At 66.4% G+C, this 21,478-nt stretch carries 17 protein-coding genes; 13 read left to right on the forward strand and 4 right to left on the reverse strand.

Features of this window, described 5'->3' with window-relative positions; all coding sequences use genetic code 11:
* Positions 1–8: 8 nt before the first annotated feature.
* Entirely contained in the window at positions 9–458 is a 450-nt protein-coding gene (locus tag DER72_RS10410) for a YaiI/YqxD family protein (RefSeq protein WP_110069924.1), read from the reverse strand.
* 443 nt (positions 459–901) lie between these two features.
* Here DER72_RS10410 and DER72_RS10415 point away from each other — a divergent pair, with 443 nt between their 5' ends.
* Positions 902–2,611: a DEAD/DEAH box helicase gene (locus tag DER72_RS10415; protein WP_110069925.1), complete on the forward strand. Its 1,710-nt coding sequence runs from the start codon at positions 902–904 to the stop codon at positions 2,609–2,611.
* A 192-nt stretch (positions 2,612–2,803) separates the two neighbouring features.
* Here the strand turns inward: DER72_RS10415 and DER72_RS10420 are convergent, their stop codons facing one another.
* From DER72_RS10420 to DER72_RS10430, 3 genes are all read right to left on the reverse strand, one after another.
* Positions 2,804–3,529, reverse strand: a complete 726-nt coding sequence (locus tag DER72_RS10420) for a glutamine amidotransferase (protein ID WP_110069926.1) — start codon at positions 3,527–3,529, stop codon at positions 2,804–2,806.
* Positions 3,530–3,592: 63 nt separating this feature from the next.
* Positions 3,593–4,747 carry an acetylornithine deacetylase gene (gene argE / locus DER72_RS10425; protein ID WP_110069927.1) on the reverse strand — a complete coding sequence of 385 codons (1,155 nt, stop codon included), beginning with the start codon at positions 4,745–4,747 and terminating at the stop codon, positions 3,593–3,595.
* A gap of 73 nt (positions 4,748–4,820) precedes the next feature.
* A complete protein-coding gene (locus DER72_RS10430) occupies positions 4,821–5,666 on the reverse strand; it encodes a FadR/GntR family transcriptional regulator (protein ID WP_110069928.1) in 846 nt (281 codons plus the stop codon).
* Between the two features lie 190 nt (positions 5,667–5,856).
* On the opposite strand from DER72_RS10430, the gene DER72_RS10435 reads away from it, so the two are divergent.
* From DER72_RS10435 to DER72_RS10490, 12 genes are all read left to right on the forward strand, one after another.
* Positions 5,857–6,522, forward strand: coding sequence for a DUF1028 domain-containing protein (locus DER72_RS10435; RefSeq protein ID WP_181395651.1), 666 nt, complete (start codon positions 5,857–5,859; stop codon positions 6,520–6,522).
* Between the two features lie 246 nt (positions 6,523–6,768).
* On the forward strand, positions 6,769–8,031 hold the full coding sequence (locus DER72_RS10440; protein WP_110069930.1) for an allantoate amidohydrolase: 1,263 nt from the start codon (positions 6,769–6,771) through the stop codon (positions 8,029–8,031).
* Positions 8,032–8,161: 130 nt separating this feature from the next.
* Entirely contained in the window at positions 8,162–9,496 is a 1,335-nt protein-coding gene (locus tag DER72_RS10445; protein ID WP_110069931.1) for a YfcC family protein, read from the forward strand.
* A 144-nt stretch (positions 9,497–9,640) separates the two neighbouring features.
* The gene (locus DER72_RS10450) at positions 9,641–10,579 is read left to right on the forward strand and encodes a glutaminase (RefSeq protein ID WP_181395652.1); all 939 of its coding nucleotides are present in this window, start codon (positions 9,641–9,643) and stop codon (positions 10,577–10,579) included.
* A gap of 129 nt (positions 10,580–10,708) precedes the next feature.
* The gene (locus DER72_RS10455; RefSeq protein WP_110069933.1) at positions 10,709–11,827 is read left to right on the forward strand and encodes an alkene reductase; all 1,119 of its coding nucleotides are present in this window, start codon (positions 10,709–10,711) and stop codon (positions 11,825–11,827) included.
* Positions 11,828–12,035: 208 nt separating this feature from the next.
* Complete coding sequence (locus DER72_RS10460; protein WP_110069934.1) at positions 12,036–12,515, forward strand: virulence RhuM family protein; 480 nt, start codon at positions 12,036–12,038, stop codon at positions 12,513–12,515.
* A gap of 83 nt (positions 12,516–12,598) precedes the next feature.
* On the forward strand, positions 12,599–16,135 hold the full coding sequence (gene hsdR / locus DER72_RS10465) for a type I restriction-modification system endonuclease (RefSeq protein ID WP_110069935.1): 3,537 nt from the start codon (positions 12,599–12,601) through the stop codon (positions 16,133–16,135).
* Between the two features lie 168 nt (positions 16,136–16,303).
* Entirely contained in the window at positions 16,304–17,413 is a 1,110-nt protein-coding gene (fic, locus tag DER72_RS10470) for a protein adenylyltransferase Fic (protein ID WP_110069944.1), read from the forward strand.
* 91 nt (positions 17,414–17,504) lie between these two features.
* Positions 17,505–19,145: an N-6 DNA methylase gene (locus DER72_RS10475; protein WP_110069936.1), complete on the forward strand. Its 1,641-nt coding sequence runs from the start codon at positions 17,505–17,507 to the stop codon at positions 19,143–19,145.
* 26 nt (positions 19,146–19,171) lie between these two features.
* Positions 19,172–20,539 carry a restriction endonuclease subunit S gene (locus tag DER72_RS10480; RefSeq protein ID WP_219983268.1) on the forward strand — a complete coding sequence of 456 codons (1,368 nt, stop codon included), beginning with the start codon at positions 19,172–19,174 and terminating at the stop codon, positions 20,537–20,539.
* A gap of 37 nt (positions 20,540–20,576) precedes the next feature.
* Positions 20,577–20,957 carry a lysozyme inhibitor LprI family protein gene (locus DER72_RS10485; RefSeq protein ID WP_110069938.1) on the forward strand — a complete coding sequence of 127 codons (381 nt, stop codon included), beginning with the start codon at positions 20,577–20,579 and terminating at the stop codon, positions 20,955–20,957.
* A 10-nt stretch (positions 20,958–20,967) separates the two neighbouring features.
* Positions 20,968–21,321, forward strand: a complete 354-nt coding sequence (locus DER72_RS10490) for a hypothetical protein (RefSeq protein WP_110069939.1) — start codon at positions 20,968–20,970, stop codon at positions 21,319–21,321.
* The last annotated feature ends 157 nt before the right edge of the window (positions 21,322–21,478 follow it).

Raw genomic sequence — 21,478 nt, forward strand, 5'->3', positions numbered from 1 at the left:
GCTCAACCTCAGGCGTTCTTCGCCAGCCAGCGATCCAGGGCATTGGCGAACTCGCGGCGGTCTCCGTCTGAGTAGCCCCTCGGCCCGCCGGTGTGCTCGCCGCTGGCTCTCATGGTTTCCATGAAGTCCCTCATCTGGACCCGGGCGCGGATATTGTTCTCGTTCAAGGCCTCGCCGCGAGTGGTCATCACCTTCGCGCCGCGCTCGATGGCCGCCATGGCCAGCGGCAGGTCGGAGGTGATCAGCAGGTCCCCCGACTGGAGGCGCTCGACGATCTCGTCATCGGCGGCATCGAAGCCCTGGCTTACCGCCAGTGCCTTGACCCACGGCGAGCGGGGCAGCGGTACCGCGTGGTTGGCCACGAACCAGGCGGCGGTCGAGGTGCGTTCGGCGGCGCGCACGATGATCTCGCGCGCCACCTTGGGGCAGGCGTCGGCGTCGACCCACAGTGTCGGCATGGCGTGTCTCCCTGAGCAGAAAGAGCGGTGGGCCCGGCGAAAAGGCTGGCCAGGTCGGGGTGGCGATGGTAGCATGCGACCTTCCTCGCATGTGCTGACCCCACCATCATGTACGACGCCACCGCCGCCGGTCCTCGACCGAGCACAGGATGCGCGCCGCAACGCCAGGCCCAGTGACACTCGCTGGCCGCAAGCGTTCGAATTGTGTAGATGGAGCGCCACCGAGATCCCGCCACCCTGGCGAGATCGGCGCAAATGGTCGCCACAGGGTTCCTGATCGCCATCCTCGATGGCATGGGCCCGATGCCTGGTGCGACCGGCGTCCCCGACTCCGATGTCCCGTGCTGCTGCCCCTGAAGGGCGCCGCACGCCTGACCGTATTGTTCGCGTCAGGGACGCCAATGAATTTTTGCCGGCAACCCCGGCCTACCAAGGTGTGATTGATGACCCCGACTTCTGTCGCCTCGCCGAGCTTCGGTGACCTCGCTCTGCTGCCCGCCGTTCTGTCTGCTGTCGAGACCCTGGGCTACGAGACCCCCTCGCCGATCCAGATTCAGACCATTCCGGCCCTGCTGGAAGGGCGTGACATGCTGGGCCAGGCCCAGACCGGCACCGGCAAGACCGCTGCCTTCGCCCTGCCGCTACTCTCCCGGCTCGAGCTGACCCGTCGCGAACCCCAGGTGCTGGTGATGGCGCCGACCCGCGAGCTGGCCCAGCAGGTGGCCGTCTCCTTTAGCCGTTATGGCCAGAACCTCCAGGGCCTGGAAGTGGCGGTCCTGTGCGGCGGCCAGGAGTATCGCGAGCAGTTGGGTGCCCTGAAGCGTGGCGCCCAGGTCGTGGTCGGTACCCCCGGCCGGATCATCGATCACCTCGATCGCGGCAGCCTCAAGCTCGACGGGCTCTCCGCCCTGGTGCTGGACGAGGCCGACGAGATGCTGCGCATGGGCTTCATCGACGACGTCAAGCGCGTGGTCGCCGACACCCCGAAGGAAGCCCAGCGGGTCTTCTTCTCCGCGACCCTGCCGACCGAGATCGAGCGCATCGTCAACCGTTACCTGGTAGACCCGGTGAAGGTGGCCATCGAGTCGCGCACTACCACCGGCGAGAACATCGAGCAGCGCCTGGTGCGCGTCGATGGCGGTGCCAAGCTGGAGGCGCTGTCGCGCATCTTGGAAGTCGAGCCGGTGGATGCCGCCATCGTCTTCGTGCGCACCCGGGCCGCCTGTACCACCCTGATGGAGCAGCTCTCCGCCCGCGGCGTCAACGTGGCCAGCCTCTCCGGTGACCTGGACCAGAGCCTGCGCGAGCGCACCATCCAGCGTCTCAAGCGCGGCAAGGTCGACGTACTGATCGCCACCGACGTGGCCGCTCGCGGCCTCGACGTGCCGCGCATCACCCACGTCTTCAACTACGATCTGCCCCAGGACTCCGAGGCCTACACCCATCGCATCGGCCGCACCGGCCGTGCCGGGCGTACCGGCATCTCGATCACCTTCGTGGGCTTCCGCGAAGGCCGCAAGGTGGGCTGGATCGAGCAGGCCACCGGCCAGAAGATGACCGAGATGGAGGTACCCGACGAGGCCGCCATCCGCTCCCATCGCGACGAGGTCTTCCACCAGAAGGTGATCGCCGCGCTGACCGCCGGTGCCGAGGAGCAGCGCGCCCTGGTGGGCCGCCTGGTCGAGGAGGGCTACGACCCCATCGAGCTGGCCTGCGCCTTCGCCCGCCTGGCCCGTGCCGACGAGGCCCCCATCGGCCGCATGCAGGCGCCGCGCAAGGAAGCCCGCAACGATCGACCCACCCGCGATGGCAAGCCGCCGCGCCGTGAGAGCCGCGGCCCGAGCGAAGGCATGACCCGCTACCGCGTCTCCGTGGGCCACAAGGACGGCGTCAAGCCAGGCCAGCTGGTCGGGGCGCTGGCCAACGAGGGCGGCATCGAGGGCTCGCGTATCGGCCGCATCGATATCCGCACCTCCTTCTCCGTGGTGGAGCTGCCGAGCTCGCTGCCGGCCAGCATCCTGGCCAAGATGGCCCGCGCCCGCGTCGCCGGCCGCGCACTCGAGATCAGCGAGGACAGCGGCGCCCCCGAGCGGGCCCCGCGCCGTCGTCGCGAGGATGGTGACGCGCCGATTCGTCGCCCGTCACGCGCCTGAGGTAACGGTTGCCGCCCAGCGGGCGGCACCACCCCCCCCCCCCCCGACAGGTCGGAGCTCAGCTCCGGCCTGTTGTCGTTGTGAGCCCTGAATCGTCTGCCAGCAAGGAGTAAGAGTCATGTGGGAGCGGGGCCTCGAGCGGGCCTCGAGCGGGCCCCGTGCTCGGCCCGGCCGCATGGCGGGGCGCGCCGCTCAGGCGATGCCGGGCTCCCCTGCCACCGCCTTGGCGAAGCGCACCAGCAGCGAACGTGCCTCGGGGGTGTCGGTGACGCGGCGCATCAGGTCGTGGGCGTCCTGGCCCTGGTCGCGTAGCGCCGCCACCTGGCGGGCCAGGTAGGCGCGCATCACCTCGGGGGTGAACTCGGGGTGGAACTGCACGCTCCACTGGCGCGGCCCGTAGCGCAGCGCCTGGTGGGCGTCGTGGGCGTTGCGGGCCAGCACCACGGCGTCTTCCGGCGCCTCGAGCACCGCCTGGGCGTGGGTCAGCTGGGCTGGGAAGCGCTCGGGCAGCTGGCCGAGCAGGGCGTCCGCGCGTCCCGCCTCGGTGAGTGTGACCTCATGGGTGCCGGACTCGCGCCCCGCCGGATGGTAGTCGCTCACCCCGCCGAACGCCGCGGCCATCAGCTGGTGGCCGTAGCAGACGCCGAGCATGGCCGTATTGCGCTCGCGCGCCTCCACCAGCCAGGGCTTCAGCGCCTCGCTCCAGGGCTCGGCGTCGCTGACCATGGCGTGGGAGCCGGTGATATAGAGGCCGTCGATCTCCTCGAGGGCGGGCAGCGGCTCGTGGCGGGCATCGAACACCTCAGCGTCGAAGCCGGCGGCGGCCAGCGCCTGCTGGAACAGCGCCTCGAAGTCGCCGTGGGCCTCCACCACCTCGGGGAAGGCGTCACCGGTCTTGACGATCAGCAGTCGGGGCATAGGGGGTATCCTCTTCCTGGATCAGGGGGCCTGTGTCGGGATGCGCGTCTTCGGCGGTGAGAGTCAGGCGCGGCGCAGCCGCTCGCCCAGGGCGGTCATGAACGCCGCGCCGGCCTCGAGCTGCTCGATGTCGATATATTCGTCGGGCTGATGGGCCTGGCCGATGCTGCCCGGGCCGCAGATCACCGTGGGCAGGCCCTGGCGCTGGAACTGGCCCGCCTCGGTGGCGTAGGCCACCGCGCCGGCGGGGCGCTCGCCCAGCAGCGCATGGCACAGCGCCAGCACCTCGGCGTTGTTGTCGTCGGCCAGCGCCGGCACCGTCTCGTTGAGGGCCTCGGTGACGATGGACGCCTGGGGCGCACGCTGACGCATCTCCGCCTCGAGCTCGGCGGCCCGGGCGTTGACCCGACCCAGCAGCTCCTCGAAGCGGTCCGAGGGCAGGTGGCGAATCTCCCACTCGAAGACGCACTCCCGGGCCATGATGTTGATCGCCGTGCCGCCGGCGATCTTGCCCACGTGCAGGCTCGAGTGCACCACGTTGAAGGCCTCGTCCACGCGCCCCTCGGCGCGCAGCTCCGCCATCACCTCTTCGATATAGGTGACCAGCCGCGCCGCCACATGGATCGCCGAGACCCCCTGGTTGACCTGGCTGGAGTGGCTGGCGCGCCCGGTCACCGTAGTGCGCAGGTTGGTGGCCCCCTTGTGGGCCACCACCGGGTGCATCAGGGTCGGCTCGCCGACGATCACCGCGGCGGGTCGCGGGTGCTCGGCCATCAGCCGCTCGATCATGCGCGGCGCGCCGATGCAGCCCACCTCCTCGTCGTAGGAGAGCGCCAGCCAGATGGGCGTCTCGAGCTCGAGGGTCACCCAGCGCGGCACCTCGGCCAGGGCGCAGGCGATGAAGCCCTTCATGTCGCAGGTGCCGCGGCCGTAGAGGCGGCCGTCGCCCTTGTCGACCAGGGTGAAGGGATCGGTGGACCAGGGCTGGCCGTCCACCGGCACCACGTCGGTGTGACCTGAGAGCACCACGCCCCCGGCCACCTCCGGCCCGATGCGCGCCAGCAGGTTGGCCTTCTTGCCATCGTCGCTCTCCACCCGCCAGTGGGGTACGTCATGCTCGTCGAGGTAGTCCTCCACGAAAGCGATCAGGTCGAGGTTGGAATCCCGGGAAACGGTAGGAAAGCCCACCAGGCGTTCAAGCATCTCGGCGGCGGTCATGGCGCGCTCCTTGGTATCGGTGAGGGAAATCCTATCACGACCGCGGGGTGGCCGGAGGCGGGCTGGGGGCAGCTTATGGGGACTCTCCGCCACGTCTTCTTACACCGGCCTCGGTAAAGTCGCTGAGCGCCAGGTATTCACGGCTGGGACCTGCTCCTGTTTCGCCATCGGCCTTGAAAAAGGTCTTCTCCAGCAGTGCCTCGCGCTCCTCCATCAGCGCCTGGGCCGCCTGCATGTGGTCGCTGACGATCCGGCGTGCGGCCTCGGTGTCCCGCCGCCGCAGCGCCTCGATCAGATGCCGCTGGTAGTGGTAGCCCCGCTGGCGAAGCTCGGGGTAGGGCTGCGCGTAGATCCGCTGGCAGACCGTCATGCTCATCAGCAGGCGGATGGGAAAGCGGCACATCAGGGCCAGCAGCGGGTTGGGACAGTAGTCCACCAGCACCAGGTGGAACTCCAGCTCCTTGATGCGCTGGAGGCGCTCCTCCTCGAGCGACGCCGGCGGGTGATCGTAGTAGGTCGTCACCGCCTCGAGGCGAGCGAAGGCCTCGTCATCCAGCACGCCGTCGAGGCTGGTCACCAGCGCGGGCCACAGCGCCTTGCGAACCTCGTAGATGTCATGGATGGTCGGCGGCTTGAAGAAGAAGTAGTTGCCCAGCAGCTCCATGGCGCGGTCATCGCTCACCTCGCTGATGAAGGCACCGCCGCCGGGGCCGGTGCGGGTCTGGATCAGGCCCTGGGCCTCCAGCCCCCGCAGCGCCTCGCGGATGGTGCCCTTGGAGGCGTCCAGCGCGGCGATCAGCTCCGGCTCCTGGGGAAGGCGGTCGCCCGGGCTCAGGCCGTGGCGCGCGATGTACTCCTTCACGGCGTCGCCGATCACCTCGGTGCGCTTGCGACGGCCTGGCTGTCGTGCTCGATTCATGAGACTCCCTGCAACGGTTCATCCTGCGCCTGTGGCATCCGTCCCGGTGCCTATTGGGACCTGCGGCCGATCATCCACGGGGCCGGTGGGGATGTCCACTGCCTGCCGGGGGTTGACGACCCTGGTGTTCTATCATGATAAATAACGCTCTCGCCCCTTTCACCCCCGACCACCACCAGCGAGGATGCCCATGACCTTCAGCCTGATTGCCTTGGCGCGCGATTCCCGGACCTTGGGGGTGGCCTGCGCCACCGGCGGGCCCGCCCTCGGCGGCTTCGTGCCCCATCTGATGCCCGGGGTCGGCGCGGCCATCACCCAGGGCTTCAGCACCAGCGTGATGGCCGCCGAGGAGGGGCTGGCGCGACTGGCCCGCGGTGAGCCGGTGGTGGCGGCGGTGGACGCGCTGCGCCGCCGCGACCACGGCGAGGCGTGGCGGCAGGTCGCCCTGATGGATGCCAGCGGCCAGGCGGCCGGCTGGACCGGAGACGAGAACGTCCCGGTCACCGGCCTGCACCTCGCCCCAGGGCTGGTGGCGGCGGGAAACATGCTGGCCAGCGACGAGGTGGTGCCGGCAATGGTGGCCGCCTACCGGCAGGCCCTGGAGGAGCAGGGGCTGGCCCATGCCCTGCTGGCGGCCCTGCTCGCTGCCCAGCGCCACGGGGGCGACCATCGCGGTACCCGTTCGGCGGCGCTCAAGGTGCGTGCGCCGGGGGGGCTGCCGCTGGACCTGCGCATCGACGACGCCCCTGACGCGGTGGCCGACCTCTGTGCGCTCCACCAACGTCTTGAGCAGGACGCCGATCATCAGGCCTTCCTGGAGCGGTTGCCTACTCTGGATGACCCTCACCGCCACTAGGCCATGTGCCCGCGAAGACGCCTGCTATTTATTGCTGTGAAGGGTTAGACAAAGGTATAACCCTTTCTGCGTTGGGCGGCCTGCAACTGCCTGACGCGCCGGGCCTTCCCCGTCGATTGCCCCTTTCCGATCGCCCCGGATGGCCGGGCGAGCGGTTGACATGCCGGAAAGCGGTCACCTAGCCTAATTTATCATTATAAATTGGCGGGCTGCCGGAGAGGCACCCGCCCCCAAGGCGAGGTGACCATGACGTTTACCTTGGAACAGGCAGGCCGCCAGGCTTGGGAGTGGCTGGAAGCTGCCTCCCGCTTCACCGAGACCCACGACGTCGAGCGTGAGGGTGTGACCCGGCTGTGCGCTTCGCGGGAACACCGCGCGGTGCTGGACGCCCTGACCCACTGGATGAGCGAGCTGGGCATGTCGGTGCGGATGGACAGCGCCGCCAACCTGATCGGCCGATACGCCAGCGCTGACCCCTCTGCCCGGACGCTGCTGATCGGCTCGCATCAGGACACCGTGCCGAGCGGGGGCAAGTACGACGGCATGATGGGCGTGATCCTGCCCCTGGCCCTGGTGAAGTACCTGCGGGAGAACGCGATCGCGCTGCCGTTCCACATCGACGTGGTGGCCTTCAGCGACGAGGAAGGGACTCGCTTCAGCTCCACGCTGCTGGGCTCCAAGGTGCTGGCGGGCCGCTTCGACCCGGAGATGCTCGAGGCCACCGACGACCAGGGGGTGACCCTCGAGGCGGCGCTGCAGGCCTTCGGCTGCGACCCCGCCCGCATCCCTGAGGACCGCTATCGCTCCGAAGAGGTCATCGCCTTCCTGGAGGCCCATATCGAGCAGGGGCCGCAGCTGGAGCAGGCCGGGCTGCCGGTCGGCGTGGTCAGCGCTATCACCGGTATCGAGCGCCATCGGATAGAGGTGCAAGGCATGGCAGGCCATGCCGGCACGGTGCCCATGGCGCTACGCCGGGATGCCCTGGTGGGCGCCGCCGAGGTGATCCGCCATGTCGATGCCTTGTGCAAGGAGACCGATGATCTGGTCGGCGTGGTGGGCAAGATCGAGAACGCCCCTAACGGCGTCAACGTCATCCCCCAGACCGCCACCCTGAGCATCGAGCTGCGCTCCCCGGACGACGACATTCGACGGCACGCCCGGCGCCAGCTCTTCGAGCGCATCGACGCCTCGCTCGAGGCCCTCGGCCTCACCTATGACCACGCCCAGACCTACGAGCAGGGGGCCGTTCCGTGCTCCCCCGGGCTGATCGCGACCCTGGAGGCCGCCGTGAGGGAGAGCGGCATCGAGCCGCGGGTGCTCTTCAGCGGCGCCGGCCATGACGGCCTGGCCATGGCCGACCTCTGCGAGATCGGCATGCTCTTCGTGCGCTGCCGAGCGGGCATCAGCCATCACCCCAGCGAAGCCATCGAACCCGAGGACCTGACCGTTGCCGTCGAGGTGCTCGCCCATGCATGCCAGCGACTGGCGGACCGTCAGCCGTCGGCATGACCTTCCCTGTCCACCATTCCGACAAGACCTCCAAGAGACTCGAGGGTTGATCATGAGCCAACAACAGCAACAGAGCAGCACCGCCCCCGCGACGACGGAGCGCAAGTGGTACAGGCAGGTTCCGGACCCCATGGTCCTGATCTTCCTGATTCTCGTCGCCGCCTACCTGATGACCTTCATCGTGCCCGCCGGCGAGTTCGAGCGGGAGACGGTGGACGGCCAGACCACCGTGATACCCGGGTCCTTCGACTACCTGGCCGACGTGGCCAACCTGCATATCTTCCGGATCTTCGTGGCCATCCCCGAGGGGCTGGTCAACGCTTCCCAGTTCCTGTTCATCGTCTTCATCGCCGGCGGGCTCTTCCATATCCTGCAGCGCACCGGCGCCCTGGAGAACGCGATCGGCGTGGCTGTGCACAAGGTGGGCGCGGAAGACAGCGTGAAGAGCCGCAACCTGATCATCGCGGCCGGCACCTTCATCTATGGCTTCTTCGGCGTCGCCGTGGGCTTCGAGAACAACATTGCCCTGGTGCCGATCGGGGTGCTGATCGCCACCGCCATCGGCTGCTCGCGCCTGGTGGGCGTGGTGATGGCCGTGGGCGGCATCGGCATCGGCTTCGCGCTGTCGCCCATCAACCCCTACACCGTGGGCGTGGCCCAGGGTATCGGCGAGCTGCCGACCTTTTCCGGCTGGTGGCTGCGCACCCTGATGGTGGTGGCCTGCCTGGCCACGCTGACCGTGTTCATTTGCCGCTATGTGGTCAACGTCGACTATCACGACAACCAGCCGGCGGAGCTGACCAAGCAGCTCAAGGACTACCGCCTGACCCGGACCAACATCATCACGCTGGGCATCTTCGTGACCGGCCTGCTGATCATGCTGGTGGGCGTCTTCACCCGCGGCTGGTACATCAATGAGATTGCCGCCATGTTCCTGCTCATGGCGATCGTCATCGGCTTCGCCAACGGCCTCGGGGCCAACGAGCTGGTGAAGCAGATGATGGAAGGGGCGGCCTCGGTGACCGCCGGCGCCCTGGTGATCGGGGTGGCCGCCTCGATCCAGGTGATCCTTCAGGACGCCCAGATCATCGACACCATCGTCAACTCGCTGAGCACTCTAGTAGGCGACATGCCCATTGCCCTGGCCGCGGTGGTCTCAAGCGTCATCCAGGGGATCATCAACCTGTTCATTCCCGGCGGCTCTGGCCAGGCGCTGGTGACCATGCCGATCCTGATCCCGCTGGCCGATCTTATCGGCATGAGCCGCCAGCTGATGATCACCTCCTTCCAAGTGGGTGATGGCCTGACCAACCTGATCGTGCCCACTTCGGGCGGCACCCTCGCCATGCTGGCCCTCGGCAAGGTCTCCTACGCCCAGTGGCTGCGCGTCATCACGCCGTTGCTGGTGCTAATCTACGGCATGTGCTGGATCGCCCTGGTGGTTGGCCACTACCTGGGCTACTGATCCCCGGCAAGGCCAAGGGCCCGGACACGATGCCGGGCAGGCGAGACCGCGGCGGGCTTCGAGGAAGCCCGCCGCTTTTCTCTGCATCATGGGTGCCGCTCAGGCAGGTACCTGACACCTGACACTTGAATGAGGAGCAATGACATGACGGCATTTCCCGGGGCGGGGGCGCCCCTGGGGCAGGCCCTGGAGGAGATTCACGCGGCCGCGGTGTCGAGTCCCGGTGTGGGCCGGGTTGCTGACTATATCCCGGCGCTGGCCAGCGTGGAGGCCAGCCGCTGCGGCATCGCCTTCGCCAACCTGGATGGCGAGGTCCATGCCGCCGGCGACGCCGGAGTGCCGTTTTCGATCCAGAGCATCTCCAAGGTGTTTGGCCTGGTGCTGGCCATGCAGCGCATGGGCGACGAGCTCTGGCAGCGGGTGGGCATGGAGCCCTCCGGTCAGCCGTTCAACTCCATCGTTCAGTTGGAGTGGGAGCACGGCATCCCGCGCAACCCCTTCATCAATGCCGGCGCTATCCTGGTGGCCGATATCCTGGTGTCGCACTTCTCCGCCAGCCGCCAGGCCTTCCTTAGCTTCGTGCGCCGCCTGGCCGGCAGCGAGCGCTGCGATATCAACGAGTCGGTACTGGCCTCGGAGACGCGCCACGGCAGCCGCAATGCCGCCCTGGCCCACCTGATGAAGAGCTTCGGCAACCTCGAGGCCGAGGTGGAGGAGGTGCTGGCCCACTACTTCTTCCAGTGCTCGCTGGAGATGAGCTGCGAGGAACTGGCGCGCAGCCTGCTGTTCCTGGCCAACCGGGGGGTGCACCCACCGAGCGGTGAGGTCATCACCACGCCCCGGGACGCGCACCGGGTCAACGCCATCCTCTCCACCAGCGGGATGTACGACCAGTCCGGTCAGTTTGCCTTTACCGTGGGGCTCCCGGCCAAGAGCGGCGTGGGGGGCGGCATCATCGCCATCGTGCCGGGGCAGGGGGTGATCACTGCCTGGAGTCCGCCGCTCAACCGCCATGGCAACTCCAGCCGCGCGCTCGCGATGATCTCCGAGCTGGCCGGGCGACTGGGGCTGTCGATCTATTAGATGGCCTGGGCGTCATAGTCCCAGGCTATCCGGTCGATGTTGTCACTGTTTCTGACAGCAGCCATTAACCGGCTTACGATGTCGGGCTACGATGGATATACGTCCATTCATTTTCAGCAGGAGGCTTCGATGCCGGATACATCTCTCTTCACCCCGCTCAAGCTCGGCAGCCTGAGCCTGCCCAATCGCGTGATCATGGCGCCGCTGACCCGTTCGCGCACCCCGGACAGCGTCCCCGGCACCCTGCAGCAGATCTACTACGGCCAGCGCGCCAGCGCCGGGCTGATCATCAGCGAGGCCACCAATATCTCGCCCACCGCCCGCGGCTACGTCTACACGCCGGGGATCTGGACCGACGCGCAGGAAGCCGGCTGGAAGGGCGTCGTTGAGGCCGTTCACGCCAAGGGCGGGCGCATCGCCCTGCAGCTGTGGCACGTGGGGCGTGTCTCCCACGAGATGGTCCAGCCCGACGGCCAGCAGCCCGTGGCACCGAGCGCCCTCAAGGCCGAGGGGGCGGAATGCTTCGTCGAGTTCGAGGACGGCACAGCGGGGCCGCACCCCACCAGCACGCCGCGGGCGCTCGAGACCGAAGAGATCCCCGGCATCGTCGAGGACTACCGCCAGGCCGCCGTGCGCGCCAAGCGGGCGGGCTTCGACATGGTCGAGGTGCATGCGGCCAACGCCTACCTGCTCAACCAGTTCCTCGCCACCGGCACTAACCGGCGCACCGACCGGTACGGCGGCTCCATCGAGAACCGGGCGCGCTTCCCGCTGGAGGTGGTCGATGCCGTGGTCGAGGTGTTCGGGCCCGAGCGGGTCGGCATCCGCCTGACCCCCTTCATCGAGTTGTTCGGCCTCACCGACGAGGAGCCCGAGGCGATGGCCCTGTACCTCGCCGACGAGCTCAACCGTCGCGGCCTGGCCTACCTCCACTTCAACGAGCCCAACTGGGCCGGTGGTGACATTACCTTCCCCGAGGGCTTCCGTGAGCAGATGCGCGAGCGCTTCAAGGGCGGGCTGATCTACTGCGGCAACTACGACGCCGAACGCGCCCAGGCCCGCCTGGATGACAACACCGCCGATGCCGTGGCCTTCGGCCGCCCCTTCATCGCCAACCCCGACCTGCCCGAGCGCTTCCGGGTCGGCGCCGCGCTCAACGAGCCCGACCCCAGCACCTTCTACGGCGGCGACGCGACGGGATACACCGACTACCCCTTCCTCGATAACGGCCACGATCGCCTCGGCTGAGGCGATGCCAGCCAGCCGCTGAACGCCACAAGCCCGGCCCGTGTGCCGGGCTTGTTGTCGGTAGGGGGGTGGTGCGGGGCACCGTCGGTGATTCGCGCACATCAACGCCACGGCGTAGCATCCACAGAGCGCATTGCCAGGGACCGCCAGCCGGGACTGCCATCGGCAAGTTCAGGCAGGGGTAGGCCGCAGCATCAGGGAGCAGGATATGAACACCAGTAGCCAGGCACCCATCGTCATCTATCAAGAGGCCGATCAGCAGGTCGAGGTGCGGCTGGACGTGGAGCAGGACACCGTCTGGCTAACGCAAAGGCAGATGGCTGTGCTATTCGGCAAGGATGTCCGCACCGTTAATGAGCATCTGCTGAACGTCTATTCCGAAGGTGAGCTGGAGCGTGATTCAACTATCCGGAAATTCCGGATAGTTCGACAGGAGGGCGCGCGAAAGGTCTCTCGGAACATTGAGCACTACAATCTGGATGTCATCATTTCGGTGGGGTATCGGGTCAAGTCTCCACAAGGCACCCGCTTCCGCCAGTGGGCCACCCGCGTGCTGCGCGAGCACCTCACCCAGGGCTGGACGCTGAGCCGGCAGCGCTTCGAGGAGAACGCCCGCGAGCTGGAGGCCGCCATGGCTCTGGTGCGCAAGACGGCCGGCAGCCCGACGCTGGCCCCCTCCCCGAATTAGTGGCAGGCTAAGGATATGTCGGACCCACCCTGCCGGGAGAGCGGGGGAGTCACGCTCAGGCAAACCGGGAACGGGTACCACCTATGCAGGGACCACCAGGCCGCGGGGATGGCGGCAGCGCCGGGCAGGATGCCGGCGGCAACTTCACATTTCTAACCGGCCATGACCCGGTCTTTCTCGAGCTCGCCGCCAGCGCCGAGCGCGCCTTCAGCCACGACCCCAACACCACCCTGATCAAGCTGCGCCAGCTTGGCGAGGCCATGGCCCAGGACATCGCCGTGCGCCTGGGCATCGAAGTGGACGAGCGTACCGGCCAGCGTGACCTTCTCTATCGTATCGATAGCGCCCTGGGGCTCGACCCCACCGTGCGCGAGCTGTTTCATACGCTGCGTATCGAAGGCAACAGGGCTACCCACCAGTTCCGCACCCAGCACCGTGAGGCGATCCAGGGGCTCAAGGTCGCCCGCAGCCTGGCGGTGTGGTTCCATCGCGCCTTCGCCGACCCCGACTTCAAGCCCGGCGCCTTTCGTCCACCGGAAGACCCCAGCCGCGAGCTGCGCGAGCTCCAGGCCCAGATGGCGCGCCTGCAGGGCGAGCTGGTCACTGCCACCGAGCAGGCCGATGCCCAGCGCCAGCTGGCCGAGCTGGAAGCCCGCGAGAAGCAGGAGTACGCCGAGCTTGCCGAGGCCATGGACGAGGAGGCCCGCGCCCTGGCCGAGCAGTCGCGGGCCCAGCAGGCGGAACTCGAACGCCGCGAGCGGGAGTTCCAGCGGCGCCTGGCCGAGCAGGCTCGCACGGGGGCCGAAGGCGAGCCGCCCCGGGCGCTGCGCCAGCGGGTCGGTCAGGCCGACCGCGCGCTCAACGCCCAACTGGGTCTGGATGAAGAGCTCACCCGCCTGCTGATCGACCAGCAGCTCCAGGAGGCCGGCTGGGAGGCCGATACCCTGGAGCTCACCTGGCAGAAGGGCGTGCGACCCGAGGCCGGCCGGACCCTCGCCATCGCCGAGTGGGAGCTGCCCAACGGCCAGCGCGCCGACTACGTGCTGTTCCATGGGCTGGTTCCCATCGGCGTGGTGGAGGCCAAGCGCCAGAATATCGACGTGGCCGGCAAGCTCGCCCAGGCGGAGCGTTACGCCCGCGGCTTCGATCGGCGCGGCTTTGCCGGCGGCATCACCCCGGCGTGGGAGGAGGAGGGGCGCACCGTCGCCTGGCCCGACGACGCCGAGGGCCATTTTCATGTGCCCTTCGTCTTCTCGTGCAACGGCCGGCCCTATCTGCCGCAGCTGGCCGAGAAGTCCGGCATCTGGTTCCGCGACGTGCGCGAACCCGGCAACCTGGCCCGGGCGCTGCCGCACTTCCACAGCCCCGAGGGCCTGCTCGACCGCCTCAAGCGCAGCCGTGCCCTTGCCGAGCAGCGCCTGCGCGAGGAGGGCTTCGGCTACCTGCGCCTGCGCGACTATCAGGAGAACGCCATCCGCGCCGTGGAGGCCGCCCTGGAAGACGGCGCGCCCCGTGCGCTGCTGGCCATGGCCACCGGCACCGGCAAGACTCGCACCATCATCGGCCTGATCTACCGCTTCCTGAAGGCCGAGCGCTTTCGTCGCGTGCTCTTCCTGGTGGATCGCACCGCCCTGGGCCAGCAGGCCCAGGACGCCTTCGACGAGGCGCCGCTGGAGCAGAACCACACCCTCTCGCAGATCTACAACGTCGCCACCCTGGGCGACATGGCCGCCGAGGCCGAGACCCGGGTGCAGGTCGCCACAGTGCAGGCCATGGCACGGCGGCTCTTCATGGCCGACGACCCGCCGCCGGTGGACGCCTACGACTGCCTCATCGTGGACGAGGCCCACCGCGGCTACACCCTGGATCAGGAGATGACCGAGGGGGAGCTGGCCACCCGCGACGCCGGCCAGTATCTCTCCCGCTACCGCCGCGTGCTCGACCACTTCGACGCCGTGCGCATCGGGCTCACCGCCACCCCGGCCAAACACACCAGCGAGATCTTCGGCCGTCCGGTGTTCACCTACTCCTACCGGGAGGCGGTGGCCGATGACTGGCTGATCGACCACGAGCCGCCGATCCGCTACGAGACCCTGCTCAGCCAGAAGGGCATCCACTTCGCGAAGGGCGAGACGGTCAGCCTGATCGATTCGCGCACCGGCGAGGTGGAGAGCGCCGAGCTGGAGGACGAGCTCGACTTCGAGATCGAGGCCTTCAACCGGCGGGTGATCGCGCCGGAGTTCAACCGCGTGATCTGCGAACAGCTGGCCCGGGAGCTCGACCCCTTCGGCGAGGAGAAGACGCTGATCTTCTGCGCCACCGACCTGCACGCCGACATGGTCAAGCGGCTGCTCGACGAGGCCTTCCATGCCCACTACGGCGACGCCTACCGGCAAGCCGCGGTGGCCAAGATCACCGGCAAGTCGGACAAGGTCGACGACCTGATCCGCCGCTACAAGAACGACAAGTACCCCAATATCGCCATTACCGTGGACCTGCTCACCACCGGCATCGACGTGCCGCGCATCTGCCACCTGGTGTTCCTGCGCCGGGTGAAGTCGCGCATCCTCTATGAGCAGATGATCGGCCGCGCCACCCGCCGCTGCGACGAGATCGGCAAGACGGTGTTCACCATCTACGATCCGGTGGACCTCTATGCGGCGCTCGCCGAGGTCAACACCATGCAGCCGCTGGTCAAGGACCCCGGCGTGACCCTGGAGCAGCTGCACGAGGAGCTCAGCGACCCGGAGCAGCTGGCGCGGGCCCTGGCGGCCCCCGGCCAGGCGGCCGGGGAGAGCCACGCCGATGACGTCCTCGACCAGTACAGCCAGATGCTGATGCGGGTGATGCGCAAGGCCACCAAGCGCGCCGAAGGGCGCGACGACCTGCGCCAGCAGTTGGAGGCGCTGGAGCAGAGCTGGGGCGTGGCGCCTGATCAACTTCACAAGCACCTGCGCGAGCTGGGCCCCCAGGCCGCGGCCGGCTTCCTGCACCAGCATGCCGGCTTGCTCAGCCAGGTAGCCGAGGTGAAGGCGCTGCTCGGCAGCGAGCGCCTGCCGCTGATCTATGAAGGCAGCGACGAGCTGCTGGGCCGCACCCAGAGCTACGGGGTGCACGAGAAGCCCGCCGACTACCTGGAGAGCTTCGAGGCCTTCATTCGCGAGCGGCTCAACGACTCCGTGGCGCTGGGCGTGGTGGTCAACCGCCCCCGAGACCTCACCCGCGGGACCTTGAAGGAGGTGCGCCTGCTGCTCGACGGCGCCGGCTATAGCGAGGCCCGGCTGGAGAGCGCCTGGCGCAACGCCACCAACCAGGAGATCGCCGCCAGCATCGTCGGCCATATCCGTCGCGCCGCCCTGGGCGAGGCGCTGGTGCCCTTCGAGCAGCGGGTGCGCGACGCCATGCAGCGCATCTACGCCCTGCACGGCTGGACTCCCGCCCAGCGCAAGTGGCTCGACCGCCTGGCCAAGCAGCTCACCCACGAGGTGGTGCTCGACCGCGACTTCATTCACCAGCGCTTTGCCGAGCAGGGAGGAATCAAGCGCCTGGATGCCGTGCTCGACCATCACCTCGACGAGGTGCTCGAGGCCCTCAACGAGGCCCTGTGGGAGGCGAGCTGATATGTTCAAGAAACACGATTTTTTCGACACGTTGCGCGGACATATCGATGGCGTCGACATGTCTCGAGGACATGTTTAAGAAAGCCGCTTTTTTCGACACGTCCCCTGGATATGTCGATGCCATCGACATAAGCTGACGACGTGTCGATTTTTCAGGAAAAAATGAACATGAGCTGGCGCCCCGACCAACCCTACAACGGCCTGCCGCCGCTGCCGCCCGCTGAAGAGCTCGAGACGCCGGCCGTGCTCAAGGCCTGTATTCCGGCTCGCGCGGCCCTGGCGGAGCTGAAGCAGGCCGGTGAGCTTCTGCCCAACCAAGGGTTGCTCATCAACCTGCTGCCCCTGCTGGAAGCCCGCGACAGCTCCGAGATCGAGAACATCGTCACCACCACCGACAGGCTCTTCCAGTTTGCCCAGGAAGATGCTCACGCCGATCCTGCCACCAAGGAGGCGCTGCGCTATCGCACCGCGCTGAGCCGTGGTTACCGAGAGCTGGCTAGGCGGCCTCTGTGCACCAATACCGCCGTGGAGATCTGCAGCACCATCAAGGGCGTCGATATGGAGATTCGTCGGGTGCCGGGCACCACCCTGGCCAACCAGGCCACCGGCGAGGTCATCTATACCCCGCCCATGGGGGAGGGGGCGCTGCGTGAGCTGCTGGCGAATTGGGAGCGCTATCTACACGAGGAGGATGGCGTCGACCCTCTGATCAAGATGGCCGTGGCCCATTACCAGTTCGAGGCGATCCACCCCTTCACGGACGGCAACGGACGCACGGGCCGGGTGCTGAACATTCTCTACCTGATCGAACAGCGGCTGCTGTCGCTGCCGATCCTCTACCTCAGTCGCTATATCGTGCTTCACAAGGCCGACTACTACCGCCTGCTGCTGGCCGTGACCCGTGAAGGCCGGTGGCAGGAGTGGCTGCTCTACATGCTCAAGGCGGTGGAGTACACCGCCCGCTGGACCACCGACAAGATCGCGGCGACCCGCACGCTGATCGAGGATACGACCCGCTATATCCAGCAGCGGTTGCCCAGGGTCTACAGCCATGAGCTGGTGCAGGTGATCTTCGAGCAGCCCTACTGCCGCATCAACAACCTGGTGGAGTGCGATATCGCCAAGCGCCAGACTGCCTCCAGCTATCTGCAGCAGCTGTGCGAGATCGGTGTGCTCGAGGAGATCCGCGCCGGGCGCGAAAAGCTCTTCGTGCACCCCAAGCTGGTTCGCCTGATGACTGAGGACAGCAACGAGGTGGTGTCGTACCCGGCGTCATGATGACGCTGGTGAAAATAGTGACGCGGCTTATTTTAATTTCAGCCTCAACTTCAAATAAGGCCGGCTCTGCCGGCCTCGACCGGAACCCGATATGACCCAGAACGACATCGTCCAGAAGCTGTGGAACCTCTGCGACGTGCTGCGCGACGACGGCATCAACTACTCCGACTACGTCACCGAGCTGGTGCTGCTGCTGTTTATCAAGATGGAGTACGAGAACACCCAGGCCGGGCTGCTCAGCGCCCACGCCCTGCCCGAGGGCGCCCGCTGGCCGGACCTCACCGGGCGCTCGGGGCTTTCCCTGCTCAACTACTACAAGCAGATGCTGCTCGACCTCTCGAAGAGCAGCGACCGGCTGATCGCCGCCATCTACGCCGACGCCCAGACCCGCCTGCGCGAGCCGCGCCACCTGGAGCAGCTGATCCGCGACCTGGACCGCATCGACTGGTTCAGCGCCCAGAAGGATGGCCTGGGCGACCTCTACGAGGGGCTGCTGGAGAAGAACGCCAACGAGACCAAGTCCGGCGCCGGCCAGTACTTCACGCCCCGCGCCCTGATCAACGCCATGGTGCGCTGCCTGCGCCCCAAGCCCGGCGAAACCATTCAAGATCCAGCTGCCGGCACCGCGGGCTTTCTGATCGCCGCCGATGCCTACATCAAGCAGCAGACCGATGATCACTTCGATCTCGACGCCAAGGCCCAGGGCTTTCAGAAGCTCAAGGCCTTCACCGGCATCGAACTGGTGCCCGGCACCCGTCGCCTGGCGCTGATGAACTGCCTGCTGCACGGTATGGAGGGCGACGACGAGGGCGTGGTGCACCTGGGCAACGCCTTGGGCGAGGCCGGCAAGGCGCTGCCCCGTGCTGATGTGATCCTCGCCAATCCCCCCTTCGGCACCGCCAAGGGCGGCGAGGCCAGCATCACCCGCGACGACCTCACCTTCCGCACCAGCAACAAGCAGCTCGCCTTCCTGCAGCATATCTACCGCGGGCTCAAGCCCGGCGGCCGCGCCGCCGTGGTGCTGCCCGACAACGTGCTGTTCGAGGCGGGGCAGGGCACCGAGATCCGCCGCGACCTGATGGAGAAGTGCCACCTGCACACCCTGCTGCGGCTGCCCACCGGCATCTTCTACGCCCAGGGCGTGAAGACCAACGTGCTGTTCTTCACCCGCGGCACCGCCGAGAACCCCCACCAGGACGAGGGCTGCACCGACGAGGTATGGGTCTATGACCTGCGCACCAATATGCCGAGCTTCGGCAAGCGCACCCCCTTCACCGAGGCGCACCTAGCGCCCTTCGAGCAGTGCTACAACCCGACGGGCAGCGACGCCCTGGCCGAGCAGCTGGCCGCCCGGAAGGAGGGCGACTGGAGCTTTGGCGCCGAGGACGTGGATGCCGAGAAACAGGCCGACCCCGAGGCCAATGCCGGAGTGGAGGAGCGCCTGCAGACCTCACGCTGGCGCCGCTTTAGCCGCGAATGGATTCGCGACACCAAGGGCGATTCCCTGGATATCAGCTGGCTCAAGGATGCCGACAGCCTCGCCGCCGAGAACCTGCCCGAACCCGACGTGCTCGCCGCCGAGGCGATGAGCGAGCTCACCGAGGCCCTGCGCGAACTCGACGGCCTGATGGCCGCCCTCGGCAGCCAGGACGAAGCCGCCGCCCAGAAGCGGCTGCTGGCCGACGCGCTGGGGCTTGGGGATGACGCCGCAAGCGATGAGGTAAAGGCATGAGCGAGCGGGTATTGCCGGAGGAGTGGGTGAGCACGACTCTGGGTGAGCTGTGCGAACTCAATCCCAAGCAAAAGCTGGATGATGAGCTTGAAGTCGGGTTCATGCCCATGTCGGGTGTGCCGACCATTTTTCACGAAAAACCAGAGTTCGAGACTCGAAAGTGGGAAGCCGTGAAGAAGGGGTATACCCAATTCAAGGATGGCGATGTGCTATTCGCTAAGATTACCCCCTGCTTCGAGAACGGTAAGGCTACCGTTGTCGAAGGATTCCCTTGCGGTTGGGGAGCTGGTAGCACCGAGTATCATGTGCTCAGACCCCGCGCAGAGGCTGTAGATCCTCGGCTGCTGTTGGCATTAGTTAGAACGAAAGATTTTCTGAATAGTGGTGAACTTAATATGTCCGGGTCTGTCGGGCATAAGCGCGTGCCGAAGGAGTTTGTTGCCGATTATACTTTCCCCTTGATGTCGGCAGAAGAGCAGAAGGTCATCGCCGATAAGCTGGATGAGCTGCTGGCTCAGGTCAATAACCTGAAAGCCCGCCTGGATGCCATTCCCGCTATCCTCAAGCGGTTTCGTAAGTCTGTGCTGGCGGCTGCGGTAAGTGGGAGGTTGATAGAAGGGCAATCACCATATGAAGTAATTGCGATTGGAGAAATTAGTGAGCTGGTTACAAAAGGAGCCTCTCCCAAATGGCAGGGAGTAAGCTATACGGACGATCCTACTCAGACAATGTTCGTTACAAGTGAGAATGTTGGCAGCATGGAGCTTCTTCTCTCTAGCCCTAAATATGTTGAGGATGAGTTCAATAAAAAGCAAGCAAGGTCATTGCTCGCCGAAAATGACGTTCTGACAAATATTGTCGGGGCGTCAATTGGGCGTAGTGCGGTATGGAGGAAGCAGGAGAAAGCCAATATAAATCAGGCGGTTTGTCTGATTAGGCTTGATAGCAAAAGATGTCTGCCAAGATTTTTGGAAATTTTCCTAAATAGTCCGCATGGAGTGGAGGCACTGGTTGGTAACAGAGTTGATGTTGCTCGTGCGAACATTAGCCTTGCAGCCGTCAAAGAAATAAAGATCAATTTACCAAGTGTCAATGCACAGCATGGAATTGTCCGCCGCGTCGACCAGCTCTTCGCCTTCGCCGATCAGATCGAGCAGCAGGTCGCGAACGCCCAGGCCCGCGTCGATAAGCTGACTCAGTCCATTCTCGCCAAGGCCTTCCGCGGCGAGCTCACCGCTGAGTGGCGCGCGGCCCACCCCGAATTGATCAGCGGCGAGCACTCCGCCGCGGCGCTGCTGGAACGGATCAAGGCGGAGAAGGCGAAGCAGACGCCGGCGGGCAGGGGCCGCAAGAAGGCCGCAACGGAAACCACAGGCTCGTCGTCATTTTCATAGAGCCAGATATAGCATCAGCGAGGGTAGGGAAACCATGATGAAACGTCTTTTTGCAGTGGCTGTATGCCTGGCAATCGCCTCGTCGGCATCGGCAGATGAGCTCTATACCGGGCGGTACGGCAGCTGCATGAATGCTTCGGGCGGTGTCACCGTCAATATGATGAACTGCATCAGTGAGGAGATCCGGACGCAGGACGCGCGCCTGAACGGTGCCTACCAGAAGCTGCGTAGCGAAATCTCGGAAGAACGCCGTCAGGAGCTTCTCGCTGCCCAGCGCCTGTGGATCCAGTACCGGGACGCCAACTGTCAGTTCTATGCCACCGCCGGCGGGACGCTGGCGATGGTCGCCGCAAAAGAGTGCGTGCTTCGGGAGACGGCAGGGCGTGCCCATGAGCTTGAAAATTTACGGGCATGGTGAGGAGACACCAATGCTGAATCGATCAGCGCTATTACTGCGCTACAAGGCCCCGGCCGTGCAGTGGATCAACGACGCCGACCCCTCTCCGGGTGGCACGCCGATCACCGAGGAGGAGGTCAACCGCGACCGCACCGTCTATCTGGTCAGCGATGCAGTCACGGAGTCGCCTTCGGAGGTGAGGCGGTGGGTCAAGGCCAACTGGCGCACCTTGTTCGAGTCGGAACTGGAGGAGTGGTACACCGACCCGACGCTGTGGCCTCAGCGTACCCTGAAGCGCTTCGATGAGTGGTTCGAGGTGGAGTGCCACAGCGTGATGATCGATACGCTGGGGACGCCCATCGTGGACGATGAGCCACCAGCATAGCCGGGAGCCCCCATGAAGCCTTTCTCCATCCTGCTGATCCGCCTGCTGGGGCTGTATCTCTTCGGCTCTTCGTCGTTGGGTGTGGAATTCGCCCCCTGAGCTGGGCCAGGATATGGCCTCCACGACGACAGGAGGCATGGCATGGACGGCACCCAGA

The sequence above is a fragment of the Halomonas sp. A11-A genome, assembly GCF_003182195.1.
GTDB lineage: Bacteria > Pseudomonadota > Gammaproteobacteria > Pseudomonadales > Halomonadaceae > Halomonas > Halomonas alkalicola.

Bases quoted from the DNA above. Each gene is read 5' to 3' on its own strand.
- DER72_RS10410 (WP_110069924.1), bottom strand. From the start codon at position 458: ATGCCGACACTGTGGGTCGACGCCGACGCCTGCCCCAAGGTGGCGCGC.
- DER72_RS10415 (WP_110069925.1), top strand. From the start codon at position 902: ATGACCCCGACTTCTGTCGCCTCGCCGAGCTTCGGTGACCTCGCTCTG.
- DER72_RS10420 (WP_110069926.1), bottom strand. From the start codon at position 3,529: ATGCCCCGACTGCTGATCGTCAAGACCGGTGACGCCTTCCCCGAGGTG.
- argE (WP_110069927.1), bottom strand. From the start codon at position 4,747: ATGACCGCCGCCGAGATGCTTGAACGCCTGGTGGGCTTTCCTACCGTT.
- DER72_RS10430 (WP_110069928.1), bottom strand. From the start codon at position 5,666: ATGAATCGAGCACGACAGCCAGGCCGTCGCAAGCGCACCGAGGTGATC.
- DER72_RS10435 (WP_181395651.1), top strand. From the start codon at position 5,857: ATGACCTTCAGCCTGATTGCCTTGGCGCGCGATTCCCGGACCTTGGGG.
- DER72_RS10440 (WP_110069930.1), top strand. From the start codon at position 6,769: ATGACGTTTACCTTGGAACAGGCAGGCCGCCAGGCTTGGGAGTGGCTG.
- DER72_RS10445 (WP_110069931.1), top strand. From the start codon at position 8,162: ATGGTCCTGATCTTCCTGATTCTCGTCGCCGCCTACCTGATGACCTTC.
- DER72_RS10450 (WP_181395652.1), top strand. From the start codon at position 9,641: ATGACGGCATTTCCCGGGGCGGGGGCGCCCCTGGGGCAGGCCCTGGAG.
- DER72_RS10455 (WP_110069933.1), top strand. From the start codon at position 10,709: ATGCCGGATACATCTCTCTTCACCCCGCTCAAGCTCGGCAGCCTGAGC.
- DER72_RS10460 (WP_110069934.1), top strand. From the start codon at position 12,036: ATGAACACCAGTAGCCAGGCACCCATCGTCATCTATCAAGAGGCCGAT.
- hsdR (WP_110069935.1), top strand. From the start codon at position 12,599: ATGCAGGGACCACCAGGCCGCGGGGATGGCGGCAGCGCCGGGCAGGAT.
- fic (WP_110069944.1), top strand. From the start codon at position 16,304: ATGAGCTGGCGCCCCGACCAACCCTACAACGGCCTGCCGCCGCTGCCG.
- DER72_RS10475 (WP_110069936.1), top strand. From the start codon at position 17,505: ATGACCCAGAACGACATCGTCCAGAAGCTGTGGAACCTCTGCGACGTG.
- DER72_RS10485 (WP_110069938.1), top strand. From the start codon at position 20,577: ATGAAACGTCTTTTTGCAGTGGCTGTATGCCTGGCAATCGCCTCGTCG.
- DER72_RS10490 (WP_110069939.1), top strand. From the start codon at position 20,968: ATGCTGAATCGATCAGCGCTATTACTGCGCTACAAGGCCCCGGCCGTG.